Genomic DNA, 17080 nt, shown 5'->3' with positions numbered 1-17080 from the left:
CCCTCATCACGCTTATGGTTGACCCGATGCAATACGCTTTTCCGTTATTGGCAATTTTTATCTGGGCCGGGAACACGGTCATCAACAAACTCGCCGTGGGGGCGATTTTTCCCGCCGAGATCGGTTTCTACCGCTGGTTGCTCGCCGCCCTGCTGTTCACGCCGTTCATGCTCAAGCAGGTTTTCGCCCATTGGCCGACGATCCGCCCCAACTTGGCCAAAATCGCCGTACTGGGCGTGCTGGGCATGGCGGTGTACCAGAGCCTGGCGTACTTCGCCGCGGCCCTGACCACGGCCACCAACATGGGCATCATTTTGTCGCTGATGCCGCTGATGTCCCTGGCGATGGCCATTGCCAGCCTTGGCCAGCGCCTCACGGCCGGTGCCCTGGCGGGGGCGCTGTTGTCGTTCGCCGGGGTGTTGGTGGTGGTGTCGTCCGGCAGCCTCGATGTGCTGCTGCAACAGGGCATCAACCTGGGCGACGCGATGATGCTGGTGGCCACCCTGGCCTACGCGGTCTACAGCACCCTGCTGAAAAAATGGCAATTGCGCCTGCCGCCGCTGGTGCTGCTGTATTTGCAGGTTCTGGTGGCGGTGGTGGTGCTGTTCCCACTGTATTGGGCCGGGGACAAAACCGGGCTCAACGCCGGCAATATCCCCCTGGTGCTGTACGCCTGCCTGCTGGCCTCGATGCTGGCGCCGCTGGCCTGGATGCAAGCGGTGATCCGCCTGGGCCCGAGCCGCACCACGCTGTTTTTCAACCTGCTGCCGCTGATTACCGCGCTGATTGCCGCCGTGGTGCTGCATGAGCAATTGGCGCTGTTCCACCTGGTGGGCGGTTTGCTGACCCTGGGCGGGGTGATCGTCTCCGAGCGCTGGACCACCGAGCTGCGGGTGCGCCGCGCCCTGGCCTAAAGGCCGGCCAGGTGCAGGCGTTGGGCATGCTCGACGAACAGGCGGATCGGCTCGGCGCCCTTGCCCACCAGGCCCAGGGATTGGTTGACGATGTCGAAGTGATCCAACGGGTAGTCGTCGCCAATCACCGTGCCCAGGTGGGAGCTGTAGCGCCCGACCATGCCGTCGCAATGCCCGGCCTCGCGCACGAAGGTCTTGGCAAATAGCCGGCAGGAGCGGTTGGTGCCGTCGAACAGGTTGCGCCCGCGGTCGGTTTTGCCCGGTTGCAGAGTGCCGGACCAGGAGTAATAGCGCACGCCGTTGACCTCCTCGGCGCCCTGCCCGCCCCAGGTGTCGGGCAGGCCTTGGGGGTACTGGCGGTTGAACAGCGCCACCCCTTCGCAGGTCAAGGATTGGTGCGAGGCGTGGACGTCCACCGGCAGTTTCGGCCCGCGGTAGCCGGTTTCCAGCAGGCTCATCAACGCACCAATGCCGCGCAGCAGCGCACTGAGCAAGCGCCCCTTGACGCTGTCGGCCGGGTAGTGGCGTTGCAGGTAGTCGGCCAGCTCCGAGCCGTGGTTGGGGCCGGCCACCGAGGTCACCGAGGCCACCCAATCCGGGCGCTTGGCCGCCGCATAGCGGGCTGTGAGCGCGCCTTGGCTGTGGCCGATGAGGTTGACCTTGGCGGCGCCGGTTTGCTGCAAGATCCGCTCGACCTGCGCCAGCAATTGCTCGCCGCGCACCTCGCTGCTGTTGAGCGGCGACACCTGCACCGCAAACACCGTCGCCCCGCCCCGGCGCAGCGCGCCGAGGATGCCGTACCAGTAGGGGTACAGCAGCAAGCGGACAAACCCGAGCATCCCGGGGACCAGGACCAGCGGATAACGGGGAGCGAGTGGGCTGGGCATGGGCGGCCTCCTTGGGTTCACGCAAAGTGCCCATCCTAGACGCAAGGGCCGGGCCAAGGGCAAGGATCACGTTTGTATATGACAAATCCCACGCAGGCTCAGGATCTTGGCCCATATCCGATAAAACTTTTCGCCCCGCCCATGACTCACAACCTAGGTAACCCCTTTTGCGATCACGGCCCTAGAACGTGGCGCACGGATTAGCCTCCAGGAGATTGAGATGAGCAATGTGCATCAGTTAACCGACGTCGCCACCCTGCGCCAGCGTGCGCGCCAGCATGTCGAAGAGGGTGCGGTGACGCACAGCTACACCGCCGACCGCGAAGAAGTGCTGCGCCTGCTCAACGAGGCCCTGGCCACAGAGCTGGTGTGTGTACTGCGCTACAAGCGCCACTACTTCATGGCCAGCGGCCTGAAGGCCAGCGTCGCCGCCGACGAGTTCCTCGAACACGCGACCCAGGAAGCCCAACACGCCGACACACTGGCCGAACGCATCGTGCAACTGGGGGGCGAGCCGGAGTTCAACCCGGACCTGCTGTCCAAGCACTCCCACGCCCAGTACGTGGCCGGCAACACCCTCAAGGAAATGGTCTACGAAGACCTGGTGGCCGAACGCATCGCCATCGACAGCTACCGGGAAATGATCCAGTTCATCGGCGACCAAGACTCCACCACCCGCCGCATCCTGGAAGACATCCTCGCCCAGGAAGAAGAACACGCCGACGACATGGCGGACATCCTCAAAGACCTCTGATGCCCCTCTCCCCGCGAGAGATCCTGAGCGTTGAGGGCAAACCCTCAACCCTCAATTGGGCGCAGTTCCCCTGTGGGAGCGGGCCTTGCCCGCGATGAGGCCGGGACAGGCGACGCACTTCTGGCACTTGGAGTGCTGTCATCGCGAGCAGGCTGCTCGCGATGACAGCACTGAGTGGCGGTGACGAAGGGTAACCGTAAGACAGTAGCTCCCACATTTGGCGCCAGCTCCCCTTGGCTTGATTAGCCTTTCACCGTCTTCGGCGCCTTGCCCGCTTTCATCTGTTCCAGCAACGGCGCGCATTGGTTGGGTTCGCCGCCGCTGGGGGCGACCAGGGCCAGCAGGCCCGCGGCCGGGCCGGCGATCACGCCCAACGCCACCATCCCCGCGCCACGCAGCATCAACGGCACAGCCTTGACCCCCGCCGCAGGCTTGATGAACGGGCCACGCACGTACAGCGGCGAGCGCAGGGAAAACAGGCGCAGGCCCTTGGACTCCGGGCTGATGGTCAGGTCCAGTTGCTCGCTGGCCATGTTCGCCGTGCCGTCGATGTAGATAATCGCGTTCTCGGTGTCGAAGACGAACAGGCGCGTGGTCGCCAGGCCCGTCTTGATGCCGACATCCGCCGCCGCGCAATTGATCTTCACCTCCTTGTCGCCAAAGATTTTCCCCACCACGTAGTTGCCCACGTTAAGCCCGGCCAGTTCCATCAGTTCGCGGCTGATGGCGCCATCGTTGATAAGCATTTTCAGGTCGCCGTTGGCGCTGCCCAGCAGGGCCGCTACCGAGTTGCCGGTGCCGGCGATATCGGCGTCGCCGTTGAGTTCGCCGAAGCTGGTTTTCATCGGCTCGAAGGTGGGGAACAACTGTTTGAGTTTGAAATTGCGCGCCGTCAGCCTGGCCCGCCCTTGCAGCGGCGTGGCGCGGCCGTCGAGGCGGATCTGCGCGTCGAGCTTGCCGCCCGCCACGCCAAAGCGCAGGGGTTCGAGGCGCAGTTGCCCGGCGTCGAGGATCAGGTGGGTATAGAGGTCGGTAAAGGGCAACTCGGCGCTGTGGACGATGCGTTTGCCGGTGAACTCCACATCGGCGTCCATCACCGCCCAGCGCTCGGTGCGAAATTCTTCCACCGGCAGCACCTTGGTCGGCGGTGGCTTGCTCGCCGCCCCGCGGGCCTTTTGTTCGGCGTTGGAGTCGGCGCCGATCAGCGGCGCGAGGTCGTCCATCAACAGCTGGTTGGACACCAGCGCGCCGCTGAGCTTGGGCCGTGGCGTGCTGGCGACGTAGGCCAGGTCGCCATGGATATCGCTGTTGCCGATCTTGCCGTTGAAGCCCTGGTAGCGGAACACCGCACCGCCCGGCTCGCGCAGCTTGGCGCTGAGGTGGCCGTCGGTGGCGTAGGGCGGCGAATCCGGCAGGGTCACGCCGGTCAACGGGTAGAGGGTGGCCAGGCTGTTGCCGGCCAGTTTCAGGCGCAAATCCAGCGCCCCCAGGTTTAGCGGGTCGGTCAGGGTGCCGGCCAGCTCGATGCGGGTGTCAGCCACCTTGACCTGGGCCTGCAAGGGGAACGGGCGCGCCGCGTCTTGCAGCGCCAGCAGGCCGCCGACCTTGCCCGCACCGCTCAAGGGCTGGTTGCGGTAGGTGCCCTTGACCTTCAAGGCGAAGGCGTAGTCCTGGGGTGTGGCGCCCTGGGCGCTGGCCTTCTTCGCGGTTTTGTCGCCGACGATCTCGCTGAAGGCGATGGGCTTGCCCAATGGGTCGATCAGCAGGTCGAGGCGGGTGTTCAAGCTCTGGTCGTTGAGGGTGACGTGGCCTTTGTCGAACCCGATGGCGCCGATGTCCACCACCCAGTTGGAGGGTTCGGCGTCGGGGGTTTTCGGGTCGAAGGTGAAGGTCCAGTTGGCGCGGCCATCGGCCAGGCGTTCGAGGGCGGCGTTGGGCTCGGTGAGGTCGATACGCGGGATGCTCACCCGTTGCGCCAGCAATGCCAGGGGTGAGAGACGCAACTCCACCCGTTTGAGGCTGACCATCTGTGCGTTTTTTGACCAATCCGGGTTGCCCAGGGTCAGGTCTTCGGCGATCACGTGGGGCCACGGCACCCAGGCGCGCCAGCCGCCTTCGTCGGGCTCGCGCTGCCACACCACCGCCAGGTTGCCGTTGATGGCGAACGCCCGGTGCAACTCTTCGGACACCTTGGCGTTGAGGGACGGCTTGATGCGGTTCCAGTCAAAAAACGCGATAACCAGCACCAGCACCGCCAGCAGCAGTAGCAGGGTGGAAAGGCTCCAGAGGACAAACTTGCGGGGGCGCGTCATTGCACACTTCTCCTGATGACAACGGAACGCCCGGAAGCTGGCGCCCATGAGGAACAGTAGGCGAAGAATCACCCGGGGATAAAAACTACGACTGGCAAACGGCCCGCAAGGTTTAACTGGACCTGCATTTAAAGCCGCGCCCCTGTGTGGGAGCGGGCCTGCCCGCGATGGGGCCGGTACACCCACATCGCTACTGCCTGGCCCACCGCCATCGCGGGCAAGGCCCGCTCCCACAGTTGAACTGTGGTGTGCCTCTGTGGGAGCGAGCCTGCTCGCAATGGCGGTACTGAGTGGCGGTGACGAAGGGTAGCGGTAAGGCCGTTGCTCCCACGCCTACAGAAAACAACAGGCTGGGTTCGAGGCCGTCAAAACCCGCGATAACGCTTGAGGTGCTCGTTGATTTTCGCCGCCGGCACTTTCTGCAAGCCGCAGAGCAAGTCGTGGGACAGCTCGCGCAAACCATGCTTGCGCCGCAGTTCTTCGGCCAGGTGGGCGGTGAGGTTGGCGGCCATTTCGGCGTCGGCCATGGCCCGGTGAGCCTGGCCGGTGTGGGGCAGTTGGGCGAAGGTGGTGAGGGTGCCGAGCTTGTGGTTGGGCGCCGCGGGCATCAGGCGCCGGGCCAGCAACAGGGAACAGGCGAAGTTCTGCAAGCGGGTGCGCTTGATGCGGCCCAGTTCGTAGTCCCAGAACTTCTGGTCGAACGCCGCGTTGTGGGCTAGCAGCGGCGTGGTGCCGACGAATTCGTTGACCTCGTTCATCACCTGCTCGGCCGACGGCGCGGTGCGCAGCATGGCGTTGCTGATGCCGGTCAGTTGCTCGATAAACCCGGGCACGCGCACACCGGCATTCATCAGGCTCTGGTAACGGTCGACGATGCGCCCCTGCTCAAGCATGACCACGGCGATTTCCGTGGCCCGGCAACCGGCGCCGGGGCTGATGCCAGTGGTTTCAAAGTCGATGACTGCGATGCGTTCCAAACCTGTGTTCACTCTCTGAATAAATGTTCAAACAATGGCGGATGCCCTTGTGGGTATGAGCCTGCTCGCGATGGCGATACTCCAGATGCACCGCCATCGCGAGCAGGCTCGCACACAGGTTTCGCCCACTTCAGTTTTTCAGCAACAACCCGCCCTCGATCGGCACATAACGGCTGGCGGCGCGGATCAGGGAGTTAGCGGTCAGGCCCGGCACGCCGTAGGCCACGGCCTCGACCTGGTGCTTACTGATGATGCGTTCGAGCAGCATGTCGAAATCACCGTCGCCGGAGGCCAGCACCACTTCATCGACATGATCCGCCGCGTCCATGATGTCGATGGTGATGCCCACGTCCCAATCGCCCTTGGCCGAGCCGTCGGCGCGCTGGATGTAGGGCTTGAGCTTCACGGTAAAGCCCAAGTTGCGCAGGATCTGCTGGAACTGCTGCTGTTTGCTGTCGCCCCGGTCGATGGCATAGGCGTAGGCCTCGACAATCTGCCCGCGCTGGCTGATGTCGGCCCATAGCGCCGCGTAGTTGAAGTGGCAGCCATAGGCCTGGCGCACGGTGTAGTAGAGGTTTTGCACATCGGCGAACACTGCGATTTTCTTCACCGTGGATCCTCATGGCGCAAGCAGGGCTGGGCACGCGGCCCGAAAAGTCGCCCAGTATGCCAGCCAGAAGGAAATTTCCGCGAATAATCAGCCGCCGGTGCCGCGGAACCTCGGACGAATGGCGAACCACACGTAGGAATAATCACCACCACCACACCCTGAACGTTCGGTTTGCTCAGGGCAGGCTCCCTTCGGTTAAAGTGGCGCCTTGTTCTGACCAGCGATACCGCCCCCTATGAATCCGTTGAACGTGCTCCGCGACTCTTTGTACTTCTTCAAGGGCAACCTGGCCCAGATCGCCCTGCTGTGCCTGCCACTGGTGGTGTTCGAAGCCTTGTTGCAGCAACTGGTGGACCGCGCCCAAGGGCCCGGCAGCTTTCCCGGCTACAGCGTGATCGTCGGGTTGCTGGTGTACCCGCTGTACACCGGCGCGCTGATTCTGTTTCTCGACGCCCGCAGCCGTGGCGAATCGCCCCGCACCCGCGATTTGCTGGCGATGTCGGTGACCCTGTGGCCGCGCTTCGCCCTGCTGACGGCGCTCAATACCCTGCTGATCCTGATTGGCCTGTCGCTGTATTTCCTGCCGGGCCTGTGGCTGATGGTGACCCTGGCTTTCGCCGAGTACCTGCTGGTGCTGCGCGGTATGCAACCGCTGGCGGCAATCAAGGAAAGTTTCCGTTTAAGCCGTGGCAATTTCCTGCGCATCCTGCTGTGCATTCTGTGTGTGATGGGGCCGTTGTGGTTGCTCAAGGGCGCCAGCGTGTCGGTGTACCCCGAGCCGCAGAACCCGGCGTTGGCGTTGTTGATCGACAGCGTGCACAGCTTCTTGCAGTTGTTCACCAGCGTGGTGCTGTTCCGCCTGTTCATGCTTATCAGCCAATCGCCGGAAAAAACCAGCCCCGGCGCCTGAGCGCCGGCCTTGGGCGCGGGCGCCGCTCTCGGGTATGCTCGGGCTCCGTCCCGCCACGCCATAAGCCGAGCCGATGATCCGTCTACTGCGTTACGCCGTGTTGGGCCTGCTGCTGATTGCCGGCCTGTTCTCGCTCATGGTCTACAGCCTGACCTGGCGCCCCGAACCCCGCGAAACCCTGGCCGTGGCGTGCAGCGCCGAGGCGCCGGTGCTCACCTCGGGGCAGGCGCTCAAGGTCATGACCTGGAACGTGCAGTACCTGGCAGGCAAACGCTATGTGTTCTGGAACGACCAGGCCCGGGGCGACGACGAGCAACCCACCGCCGAAGACATGGCCTTCAGCCTTGACGAAGTGGCGCGGGTGATCCGCGACGAGCAACCGGACGTAGTGCTGCTTCAGGAGCTGGACGACGGCGCCAAAGCCAGCGGCTATCAGCGCCAACTCAAGTTGCTGCAAGAACGGGTCGCCGACCTCTACCCGTGCAGCACCAGTGCCTTCGACTGGAAGGCTGAGTTCATCCCCTTGCCGCAGGTTTTCGGCAGCGTCGGCCGGCAACTGGCCACCCTGAGCCGCTACCGCATCGCCCACGCCGAGCGCCTGCAATTGCCGCAAGCGCCGGGCAATCTCATCAGCCGTCAGTTCCAGCCGAAAAATGCCTTGTTGGTCAGTTACCTGCCGCTGAGCGACGGCGGCCAACTGGCGGTGCTCAACACCCACCTGGAACGCGCCACTGGCGAGCAGCAGACATTGCAGGCCCAGGTCGGCGCCATCGGCAAAGTGGTGGATAAGTTCGAGAGCCGCGGCACGCCATGGCTGATGGGCGGTGATTTCAACCTGCTACCACTGGGCCAGTACCAGCGCCTGAGCGCCGAACAGCGCACGCCCTACTCCGCCGACAGCGCCCTGCACCTGCTGTGGGACAAGTACCCGATGATCCCCGGCAACGCCCAGGCCAGCGGCATCGACCGCGCCCGTTGGCTGACCCACTACCCCAACGACCCCGGCCTCAACGGCCCGGACCGCACGGTGGACTACCTGTTCCACAGCCCCCGCCTCAAACGCATCGCCGCCCGGGTGCGGCAGGACGATACCTTGCGCATCTCCGATCACCTGCCGGTGATTGCGCGGTTTTTGTTGCCGGCGCTCTAGTCAAAAAAACTGTGCTCCCACCCTGTGGGAGCGGGCCGGGCGGCATTCCAGTCGCTACAAGTCCAGCGCCTGGGCCGGCCGCATCGCGGGCAAGGCCTGCCCCCACAGTTGAACTGTGGTGTGGGTGGGATTTTCATTTCTCCTCTGTGGGAGCGAGCCTGCTCGCGATGGCGGCACTGAGTGGCCGTGACGAGTGGTAGGGGTAAGACAGTTGCTCCCACAGAGGCACACCCCGCACTTTCACTTGCGCGGTTTGATCCGCGCCGTCGCTTCGGCCACGAGCGGGTCGTCGGGCCAGTAGTGCTTGGGGTAGCGGCCCTTGAGGTCTTTTTTCACTTCGGCGTAGGTGCTGCGCCAGAAGTTGGCCAGGTCCTGGGTGACTTGCACCGGGCGGCGCGCCGGGGACAGCAGGTGCAGCTTGACCACTTGGCGCCCGCCGGCGATGCGCGGGGTGTCGGCCAGGCCGAACAGTTCTTGCAGGCGTACGGCGAGGACGGGCGGGTGTTCGCTGTAGTCCAGACGCACCGAGGAGCCCGAGGGCACTTTCAGGTGATGGGGCGCCAATTCGTCCAGGCGCTGCGGCAGCGGCCAGGGCAGCAGGTTGTGGACGATGCTGGGCAGTTGCAGGTTGGCGAAGTGGCTCAGGCGCGAAACCTTGCCCAGGTACGGCAGCAGCCATTGCTCCAGGCCCGCCAGTAACGCGGCGTCGCTCACATCCGGCCACGGGCTCTGGCCCTGGGCGTCGAGGTCGAGTTGGCGCAGCAAGGCAACGCGCGCCTGCCATTGGCGCAGTTCGGGGGTCCAGGGCAGCAGCTCCAGACCTTTACGCCGCACCAGGCCCACCAGCGCCAGGCTGCGCGCCGCTTCGTCCAGGCCCGTCAGCGGCTCGCGGCTGAGCACCAGTTCGCCGACCTTGCGCTGGCGTTCGGCGCGCAGCACGCCTTCGCGTTCGTCCCAGTCCAGTTGATCCACGGTGCGCACCTGCTCGGCGAGCACCGAGTCGAACAGCGCTGGGTCGAAATCGGCGGCCAGGTAGATGCGCTCTTCGCGCTGGCCCTGGCGGCTGCCCAGGTCGGCGATCACCAGCCAGGGCTGTTTCATCAAGCTATCGGCTTCGGCGAACAGAGCGGCGCGGCCGTTGGCCAGGCGATATTCGGCGCCGCCGGCGCGGCGTTGCTGGGCGACGCGGTCGGGGTAGGCCAGGGCCAACAAGGCGCCGAGCCAGCGCGGGTGGGCCGGGTCGGCCACCGGCGCCTGGGCCTGGGTGCGCAGGTAGCCGCGGTACTGGCGCGCCAGTTGCCGCGCCCGCTGCACCCCGCCCTGGGCAGCGCGTGCGGCCCGTTGTTCGCCGCCCAGCAGCGCCAAACGGCTATGCAGGTCAGCCCCGGCGCCGCGCAGGATGTCGCGCTCGCCCAGCAACGCGGCGACGTCGCAGGCCATATCCGCCAACCCCAGGGCCTGGCCGCGCAACAGTAAGTGGGCGATGCGCGGGTGGGCCGGCAGCTCAGCCATGGTTTGGCCGTGGGCGGTGAGCTTGCATTCGCCGCTGCCCGCACCCTGCAGGGCGCCGAGGCGTTCGAGCAGGTCCTGGGCCTGGGCATACGCGGCGGCGGGCGGTTGGTCGAGCCACACCAATTGCCCCGGCGTCACACCCCAGCGCCCCAGTTGCAGGGCCAGGGCGGCTAAATCCGCCGAAAGAATCTCAGCACTGCCATAAGCCGCCAGTTGTTCGTGCTGGTCTTCGGACCACAAGCGGTAGCACACGCCCGGCTCCAGCCGCCCGGCACGCCCGGCCCGCTGGGTGGCGCTGGCACGGGAGATGCGCTGGGTGTCCAGGCGCGTCATGCCGCTGCCCGGGTCGAAGCGCGGCACCCGCGCCAGCCCAGCGTCGATCACCACGCGCACGCCGTCGATGGTCAGGCTGGTTTCGGCGATGTTGGTGGCCAGCACCACTTTGCGTTGGCCGGCGGGGGCCGGGTCGATGGCTGCGCGTTGCGCCGCCAGGTCCAACTCGCCATGCAGCGGGCAGAGCAACACGGTGTTTTGCTCGCCCAAAGCATCGGCCAGTTGCTGGTGTACGCGGCGGATTTCCGCTTGCCCGGGCAAGAACACCAGCAGGCTGCCGGTCTCGTCATGCAGCGCTTCAAGGATGGTCTGCACCAGGCGTGGCTCAATGAACTCCCCGGCCTGGAACGGCCGCCCCCAGCGCATCGCCACCGGGTACATGCGGCCCTGGCTGCGCAAAATCGGCGCGTCGCCCAGCAGGCTGGCCAGGCGCTCGCCTTCCAGGGTGGCGGACATCAGCAGGATTTTCAGCGGTTGCTCATCGCGAAACAGCTCCCGGCCATTGAGGCTCAGGGCCAGCGCCAGGTCGGCGTCGAGGCTGCGTTCGTGGAATTCGTCGAAGATCAGCAGGCCCACGCCTTCGAGCGCCGGGTCGTCCTGCAGGCGCCGGGTGAGGATGCCTTCGGTGACCACTTCGATGCGCGTGTTAGGGCCGACCTTGCTGTCCAGGCGGATGCGGTAGCCCACGGTTTGCCCGACCTTTTCCCCCAGTTCGCTGGCCAGCCGCTCGGCCGCCGCCCGCGCCGCCAGGCGCCGGGGTTCGAGCATGAGGATGGTTTGCCCGGCCAGCCACGGCTCATTGAGCAGGGCCAGGGGCACGCGGGTGGTCTTGCCGGCGCCGGGCGGCGCTTCGAGCACCGCTTCGTGGCGTTCGGCCAGGGCGGCGCGCAGCGCGGGGATGACGTCATCAATAGGCAGGGAAATCATGCTGGCTCCAAAACAGAGCGGCGAGTATAACGGCGAACTGCGCGGCGTTAATCAGGGTCTGAACGGTTCAGGCCCTGCCCTTTTACTGTTGGCCGCATCTTTACCCAGGAGATTGTCATGCGTATCCCTTCCCGCCTCGTCGGTGGCGTTCTGCTCGCCACTCTGGTGACCCAACTGGCCGCGTGCGGCTCGATTTTCTACCCCGACCGGCGCGGCCAGATCGAAGGCCGCATCGACCCGCTGGTGGCCGGGCTCAACGCTGTGGGCCTGTTGTTCTACGTGATCCCGGGGCTGATCGCCTTCGCCGTCGACTTCGCCACCGGCGCCATTTACCTGGAACCGGGCAAGACCGCGCAGATCGACCCGCAAAAACTCCAGCCCGCGGTGAACGCCGATGGCCAGGTGGACAGGCAAAAGCTGCAAGCCATTCTTGAAACCGAACTGGGCCGCAGCTTCCCGTTGGACGACCCGCGCCTGATCCAGCACAAGGGCAGCGCCCAGCAATTGGCGATGTACGCCCTACCGCCAGCGGCCTGAACCGCCTTCCAAGGAGCCTGATGGCTTATGACCAGTAGCCCCGAACACGCCCGTTTGTTGCGCCTGGCCACCCGCGCTTCGCTGGCGGTGGCCTCGATCCTGATTGTCAGTAAGGCCATCGCCTGGTGGCTGAGCGGCTCCGTCAGCCTGCTGGCGGGGCTGACGGACTCGATGCTCGACGGTGCGGCGTCCTTTCTCAACCTGCTGGCGGTGCATTACGCCTTGCGCCCGGCCGATGACGGCCACCGCTACGGCCACGGCAAGGCCGAATCCCTCGCGGGTATGGCGCAGGCGCTGTTTATCGCGGCGAGTGCGGTGCTGGTCGCGGTACAAGCCATCGATCGCCTGAAAAACCCTGAGCCGTTGGGTGCGCCGTGGATTGGCATCGGCGTGATGCTGCTGTCCCTGGCGCTGACCGTGGCGCTGCTGATGGTGCAACACCGGGTGATCCGCGAAACCGGCTCCACGGCGGTGCGCGCCGATTCGCTGCACTACCGCTCGGACCTGCTGCTCAACAGCAGCATCCTGGTAGCGCTGGTGCTGGCCAGTTTTGGCTGGCAACAACTGGACGCCTGGTTCGGCCTGGCGATTGCTGTGTACATCCTCTGGAGTGCGGTGCAGATCGCCCGGGAAAGCCTGGCGGTGCTGATGGACGAAGAGCTGCCGGCGGATGTCAGCCAGCACATGCTGGAGCTGGCCTGTGGCGTGCCCGGCGTGCTCGGCGCCCATGACCTGCGCACGCGGATCTCGGGCAATCACTGGTTCGTGCAGTTGCACCTGGAGTTGCCGGGGGAGCTGACCCTGTCGGTGGCCCATGGCATCAGCGACCGCGCCGCTGAGGCGATCCACGCCGCCTACCCGCGGGCCGAAGTGCTGGTGCACGCCGACCCACAGGAAGTGGTCCAGCGTCAGTAGGTCACCTGGTAGCCCCGTGAGGCAAGGCAACCGCCCTGCGCCTGGCGGTAGGCCTGCACCACCGCGGGCGCCGGGGCGTAGGTGACGGTAGCGGGGTCGAAGCCGCTTTGCTGCACCGCCCAGCGGTAGCAGTCGTCACCGTCCTGTTGGACTTGCTCGGGGCTTTGGCCATTGGCCGGGTAGGCGAGCACGTCATAGCCATTGCTGGCCGGTGGCGGCGGTTGCACCGGTTCCTGCACCACCACGTACTGGCGGGTGTCCGGCTCGTAGAGGTAGTAGGCGCCGGCGGCGAGGAAAAACAGCGAGCCGCCGATCCACATTTCCCGCGCATAGTCGGGCAAGTAGCTCACACGGATGCCGTAGGGCGGGCGCACCACCACGTAGCGCGGGCCTTGCGGGCGATACCAGTAGCCAGCGGAGTAGAAGTAGTCCTGGCCGTGATAGGGCACCCGGTAGTTGCGCTCGGGAAAGCGATCCGTCTCATGGCCGGGGCGGTATTGCGGGCCGGGGCCCCAGCCATTGCCATGGCCGCCCGGGCGCCCCGGCCAGCGGTTGTCGCCAGGGCGCGAAGTGCCGTAGTACGAATCGCCAGGGCGCCGCGGCACGTCCTGGTAGTAGCCGCGCTGAGGGTCTTGGGTTTGGCGCACGCTGTCGGGGCGGCTCTGGATCGGCAGGTTGTTTTGCGGTGCAGGGCGGCCCTGGGCGTTGGGGTCCTGGGGTGGTGAATAGAGCTGCTGGCCAGCGCCCGATGGCCGATTTGGCTCGAATTGGCGGCTGTTGTCGCCACGGATGATCTCGTTGCTCTGCCCCTGCTCACGCGGGCCGCCCTGCTGCGGCCCGCGGCCGTTATCCCGCTCGTCGGCCAGCGCTGGGGCGCCCACGCCCATGCACAGCAAACCAACACCTGCCAGACGCCAGATGCGCGACTTCATGCTCTTCCTCACTGCAATTGGGGGGATGTGCTGCATCAGACTGGCATAGCCTGCCACTGTTGCCGCGACAGGTTAGCAGCGCGGCGGGTTATTTCGCAGACAAGAAAAAGGGAGACCCGTCGGCCTCCCTCTGAATGCTTCGTCCGTGCTCGGCGCTTATGACGCCGGCTCACCTCACGCCGTCTTCTGGACAGTGTGTAGCCCGGGGGCCAACTCAGCCCCTGTGGGGGTGGTGGCCGCGGCTGGCCTGATTCGGCGGGCCGCTGTGGACTGTTTGTCCGGGCAGTGATTCTGTTGCAAAGCATAGGCTTGGCGCGCCAGCAGAGGATTGCGAAGATTGCGGAAATAAACATAGCTTGCGCAATTTTTTACTCCAGACAGATAATTCGCCGCAATAGTTATGACAAAGGCCTAATCCATGAGCAAACTTGACCGGTATGACCTGAGCATTTTGGCGGAATTGCAGCGTGACGCCCGTATCTCCAACCAGGAATTGGCCGAACGCATCGGCCTGTCGCCCTCGCCCTGCTCGCGTCGGGTCAAGCAATTGGAAGACGACGGTTACATCGCCCGCCAGGTCGCCTTGCTCGACCGCAAGATGCTCGGCCTGAGCCTCACCGCTTACGTGCTGATCGGCATGGACCGCCACACCCCCGAGCGTTTCGAGAACTTCGAGGCCGCCATCCGCAGCCTGCCGCAAGTGCTCGAATGCAGCCTGGTAACGGGCGTGGACGCCGATTACCAGCTCAAAGTGGTGGTGCCGGACATGGACCACTATCAAAAACTGCTGCTGGGCCACCTGACCCGCATCGATGGCGTGACCAGCGTGCGCTCCAGCTTCGTGCTCAACCAGGTACTCAACAGCACCGAACTGCCGTTGACCCATTTGCGTAGCTGACCAACGCGCTTCGGGTTGGGGGTGGCCTCCTGCGCTGTGGCAGAGCGCCGCAGGTCAATGCGCCGCGCCCAGCCCTTGGCGTATACTCGCCCGGCCTTTTTTGCCGTGCCTGCGTTGGAGTACCCCGATGGATCCTGCATTACTTGAAGAGTGGATGATGACCGGCCTGGTCAGCGTCCTGATTATTTTCATGGGTTTCATCGTCTGGGACCTGGCGAAGAAGTCCAAGGCCGGGCGTTTCGGTTCGTTCATCCTGTTTTTCGTGCTGGGCCTGGGCGTGGCCGCGTTCATCATTAAAAGCGTGGTGATTGGCCTGATCGAATCCGGCGCCTTATAAGCGCGCCGGCACTTCCCGGTATTGGCCCTGATCGAGCCCCTCGATAGACCAGTCGCCGATCCGCACCCGCACCAGGCGCAAGGTCGGCAAACCGACCGCCGCCGTCATGCGCCGCACCTGGCGGTTGCGCCCCTCGCGAATCACCAGTTCCAGCCACGCGGTCGGTACGCTCAGGCGAAACCGCACCGGCGGGTTGCGCGGCCACAGTTGCGGCGCGTCCAGGCGCCGCGCCTGGGCCGGCAGGGTCATGCCGTCATTCAACTCCACACCCTCGCACAACTGCCGCAATTGCTCGTCCGTGGGCTCGCCCTCCACCTGTACCCAATAGGTTTTCGCCAGTTTGTGCTTGGGGTCGGCGATCCGCGCCTGGAGCTGGCCGTCGTTGGTCAGCAGCAACAAGCCTTCGCTGTCGCGGTCCAGGCGCCCGGCCGGGTAAATACCGGGGATGGGGATGAAGTCCTTGAGCGTCGCCCGCCCTTGCCCGTCGCTGAACTGGGTCAGCACATCGAAGGGTTTGTTGAACAGGATCAGCTTCGGCTCGGCCGGCGGGGCCTTGGCCACGCGGCGCGCGGTGGCGGGCGCAGGCTTGGCGCCGGGGCGGCGCGCAGGGGGACGGGGGGGACGGGGCATGGCAACGACAACATCTAACGGTCAGGGCCGACCATGCTAGTGGCCCCACCGTTAAATGACCACCGCCCTGTCAGCGGAACGGCGGCTCGTCGAAGCTGCGCAGTTTGCGCGAGTGCAGGGAGTTGAGTTCGGTGCGCAGCAGGTCGACCGCTTCGATGCCGATCTTCAAATGCTGGCTCACCGCACGCTCGTAGAACGCATTCGCCGAGCCGGGCAGCTTGATTTCGCTGTGCAGAGGTTTGTCCGAGACGCACAGCAGCGTGCCGTAGGGCACCCGCAGGCGATAACCCTGGGCGGCGATGGTGCCGCTTTCCATGTCCACCGCCACGGCACGGGAGAGGTTAATCAGTGGCCGTTCCTGGGCCCAGCGCAGTTCCCAGTTGCGGTCGTCGTAGGTCAACACGGTGCCGGTGCGCAGGCGTTTTTTCAGCGCCTCGCCCTTCTCCCCGGTGACATTCGCCGCTGCCTGCTGCAATGCCATCTGCACTTCGGCCAGGGCCGGGATCGGGATGTTCGGCGGCACCACGCGGTCGAGGATGCCGTCGCGGCGCATGTAGGCGTGGGCCAGTACGTAGTCGCCGATGGTCTGGGATTGGCGCAGGCCGCCGCAGTGGCCGATCATCAGCCAGCAGTGCGGGCGCAACACGGCCAAGTGGTCGGTGATGTTCTTGGCGTTGGACGGGCCGACGCCGATGTTGACCAGCGTCACGCCGTGGCCGTCGCTGGCCTGCAAGTGATAGGCGGGCATCTGGTAGCGGTGCCAGACCACGCCCGCGGCGATGGCCGAGGCTTCGCCGTGGTCCATGGCTTTTTCGATAATCACGTTGCCCGGCAGCACCATGCGCACGAAACGCGGGTCGTTGCGCAGCCGTTCCAGGCCATGGACGATGAATTGGTCGACATAGCGGTGGTAGTTGGTCAGCAGGATCCACGGTTGTACATGGCGCCAGTCGCTACCGGTGTAATGCACCAGGCGCCGCAGGGAAAAGTCCACGCGCGCGGCGTCGAACAGGGCCAGGGGCAAGGGGTCGGTGTTTTCCCAGTCGTAGAGGCCGTCGGCGATGCCATCGGTGGCGGCCGACAGGTCGGTGCTGGGGAACACCCGCGCCAGCACGGCGGCAGTCACCCCGGAGCCGGCCAGTTCATCGCCCTGCTCGACCACGTAGGGGTAGGGAATGTTCTGCGCGCTGACACCCACTTCCACGGTCACGGTGAAGTCGTGCATCAGCGGTTCGAGTTGCTCCAGCAGGTACTTACGGAACGCCGCCGGGTGGGTCACGGTGACGCTGTAGGTGCCCGGCAGTTGCACCTTGGCGTAAGCGCGGGTGGTTTGTGGGACTTCGCCTTGGCAGAGGTAGGTCAGGCGCAGTTCCGGGTAGCGAAACAAGGCACGCTGCGCGGCGTCGGGTTCGATTCGGTCTTTGAGGTATTGCTTGAGGGCTTGATTCAATGCACGGGTGGCGCGCTCGTGCAGAGCAGCGAGGCGGTCCACGGCTTGCTCGGCGGTTTGAACGACAATAAAAGCTTCGGTCACGGTAAGCATCC

At 65.3% G+C, this 17080-nt stretch carries 16 protein-coding genes; 8 read left to right on the top strand and 8 right to left on the bottom strand.

The features are described from left to right. Positions 1–26 precede the first annotated feature (26 nt). A complete protein-coding gene (locus AC19YT_RS07940; protein ID WP_500610055.1) occupies positions 27–914 on the top strand; it encodes a DMT family transporter in 888 nt (295 codons plus the stop codon). Here the strand turns inward: AC19YT_RS07940 and AC19YT_RS07935 are convergent. Continuing rightward, positions 911–1801: an esterase/lipase family protein gene (locus tag AC19YT_RS07935; protein ID WP_095109572.1), complete on the bottom strand. Its 891-nt coding sequence runs from the start codon at positions 1799–1801 to the stop codon at positions 911–913. The two genes, AC19YT_RS07940 and AC19YT_RS07935, sit on opposite strands and share 4 nt — an antisense overlap. Before the next feature lie 220 nt (positions 1802–2021). Between AC19YT_RS07935 and AC19YT_RS07930 the strand changes: the two genes are divergently transcribed. Next, on the top strand, positions 2022–2555 hold the full coding sequence (locus AC19YT_RS07930; RefSeq protein WP_095109573.1) for a ferritin-like domain-containing protein: 534 nt from the start codon (positions 2022–2024) through the stop codon (positions 2553–2555). Between the two features lie 242 nt (positions 2556–2797). Here the strand turns inward: AC19YT_RS07930 and AC19YT_RS07925 are convergent, their stop codons facing one another. The 3 genes from AC19YT_RS07925 to AC19YT_RS07915 all read right to left on the bottom strand — a co-directional run bounded on the left by AC19YT_RS07925 (position 2798) and on the right by AC19YT_RS07915 (position 6454). Continuing rightward, on the bottom strand, positions 2798–4867 hold the full coding sequence (locus AC19YT_RS07925) for an AsmA family protein (protein WP_500610054.1): 2070 nt from the start codon (positions 4865–4867) through the stop codon (positions 2798–2800). 365 nt (positions 4868–5232) lie between these two features. After that, positions 5233–5844 carry a 3'-5' exonuclease gene (locus tag AC19YT_RS07920; RefSeq protein ID WP_095109575.1) on the bottom strand — a complete coding sequence of 204 codons (612 nt, stop codon included), beginning with the start codon at positions 5842–5844 and terminating at the stop codon, positions 5233–5235. Between the two features lie 130 nt (positions 5845–5974). Continuing rightward, positions 5975–6454, bottom strand: coding sequence for a LabA-like NYN domain-containing protein (locus AC19YT_RS07915; RefSeq protein ID WP_095109576.1), 480 nt, complete (start codon positions 6452–6454; stop codon positions 5975–5977). 235 nt (positions 6455–6689) lie between these two features. On the opposite strand from AC19YT_RS07915, the gene AC19YT_RS07910 reads away from it, so the two are divergent. Both AC19YT_RS07910 and AC19YT_RS07905 read left to right on the top strand, forming a co-directional pair. Beyond that, entirely contained in the window at positions 6690–7364 is a 675-nt protein-coding gene (locus tag AC19YT_RS07910; RefSeq protein ID WP_095109577.1) for a YciC family protein, read from the top strand. 73 nt (positions 7365–7437) lie between these two features. Then, a complete protein-coding gene (locus tag AC19YT_RS07905; protein WP_500610053.1) occupies positions 7438–8514 on the top strand; it encodes an endonuclease/exonuclease/phosphatase family protein in 1077 nt (358 codons plus the stop codon). A 240-nt stretch (positions 8515–8754) separates the two neighbouring features. On the opposite strand, the gene hrpB is transcribed toward AC19YT_RS07905, so the two are convergent. Next, positions 8755–11286 carry an ATP-dependent helicase HrpB gene (gene hrpB / locus AC19YT_RS07900; protein ID WP_500610052.1) on the bottom strand — a complete coding sequence of 844 codons (2532 nt, stop codon included), beginning with the start codon at positions 11284–11286 and terminating at the stop codon, positions 8755–8757. A 117-nt stretch (positions 11287–11403) separates the two neighbouring features. Between hrpB and pmcY the strand changes: the two genes are divergently transcribed. Together pmcY and AC19YT_RS07890 are read left to right on the top strand one after the other, a co-directional pair. Beyond that, on the top strand, positions 11404–11823 hold the full coding sequence (gene pmcY / locus AC19YT_RS07895; protein WP_095109580.1) for a periplasmic Zn2+ metallochaperone PmcY: 420 nt from the start codon (positions 11404–11406) through the stop codon (positions 11821–11823). Between the two features lie 27 nt (positions 11824–11850). Next, positions 11851–12738: a cation diffusion facilitator family transporter gene (locus tag AC19YT_RS07890; protein ID WP_095109581.1), complete on the top strand. Its 888-nt coding sequence runs from the start codon at positions 11851–11853 to the stop codon at positions 12736–12738. Here AC19YT_RS07890 and AC19YT_RS07885 read toward each other — a convergent pair. After that, a complete protein-coding gene (locus AC19YT_RS07885; protein WP_500599510.1) occupies positions 12732–13670 on the bottom strand; it encodes a DUF6515 family protein in 939 nt (312 codons plus the stop codon). The two genes, AC19YT_RS07890 and AC19YT_RS07885, sit on opposite strands and share 7 nt — an antisense overlap. Before the next feature lie 418 nt (positions 13671–14088). On the opposite strand from AC19YT_RS07885, the gene AC19YT_RS07880 reads away from it, so the two are divergent. Continuing rightward, positions 14089–14568 (top strand): Lrp/AsnC family transcriptional regulator, encoded by a 480-nt coding sequence (locus AC19YT_RS07880; protein WP_095109583.1) that lies wholly within the window; start codon positions 14089–14091, stop codon positions 14566–14568. Between the two features lie 127 nt (positions 14569–14695). Further along, positions 14696–14905, top strand: a complete 210-nt coding sequence (locus AC19YT_RS07875) for a DUF2788 domain-containing protein (RefSeq protein ID WP_095109584.1) — start codon at positions 14696–14698, stop codon at positions 14903–14905. Here AC19YT_RS07875 and AC19YT_RS07870 read toward each other — a convergent pair. Together AC19YT_RS07870 and amn are read right to left on the bottom strand one after the other, a co-directional pair. After that, positions 14900–15466 carry a pseudouridine synthase gene (locus tag AC19YT_RS07870; protein ID WP_176465122.1) on the bottom strand — a complete coding sequence of 189 codons (567 nt, stop codon included), beginning with the start codon at positions 15464–15466 and terminating at the stop codon, positions 14900–14902. The genes AC19YT_RS07875 and AC19YT_RS07870 overlap by 6 nt on opposite strands. A gap of 139 nt (positions 15467–15605) precedes the next feature. Further along, positions 15606–17078 (bottom strand): AMP nucleosidase, encoded by a 1473-nt coding sequence (gene amn / locus AC19YT_RS07865; protein WP_176465118.1) that lies wholly within the window; start codon positions 17076–17078, stop codon positions 15606–15608. Positions 17079–17080: the final 2 nt, after the last annotated feature.

The sequence above is a fragment of the Pseudomonas sp. MF08875 genome (assembly GCF_059862525.1).
Note: the sequence above shows the minus strand (reverse complement) of the source record. Positions and strands in the feature narration are given on the sequence as shown.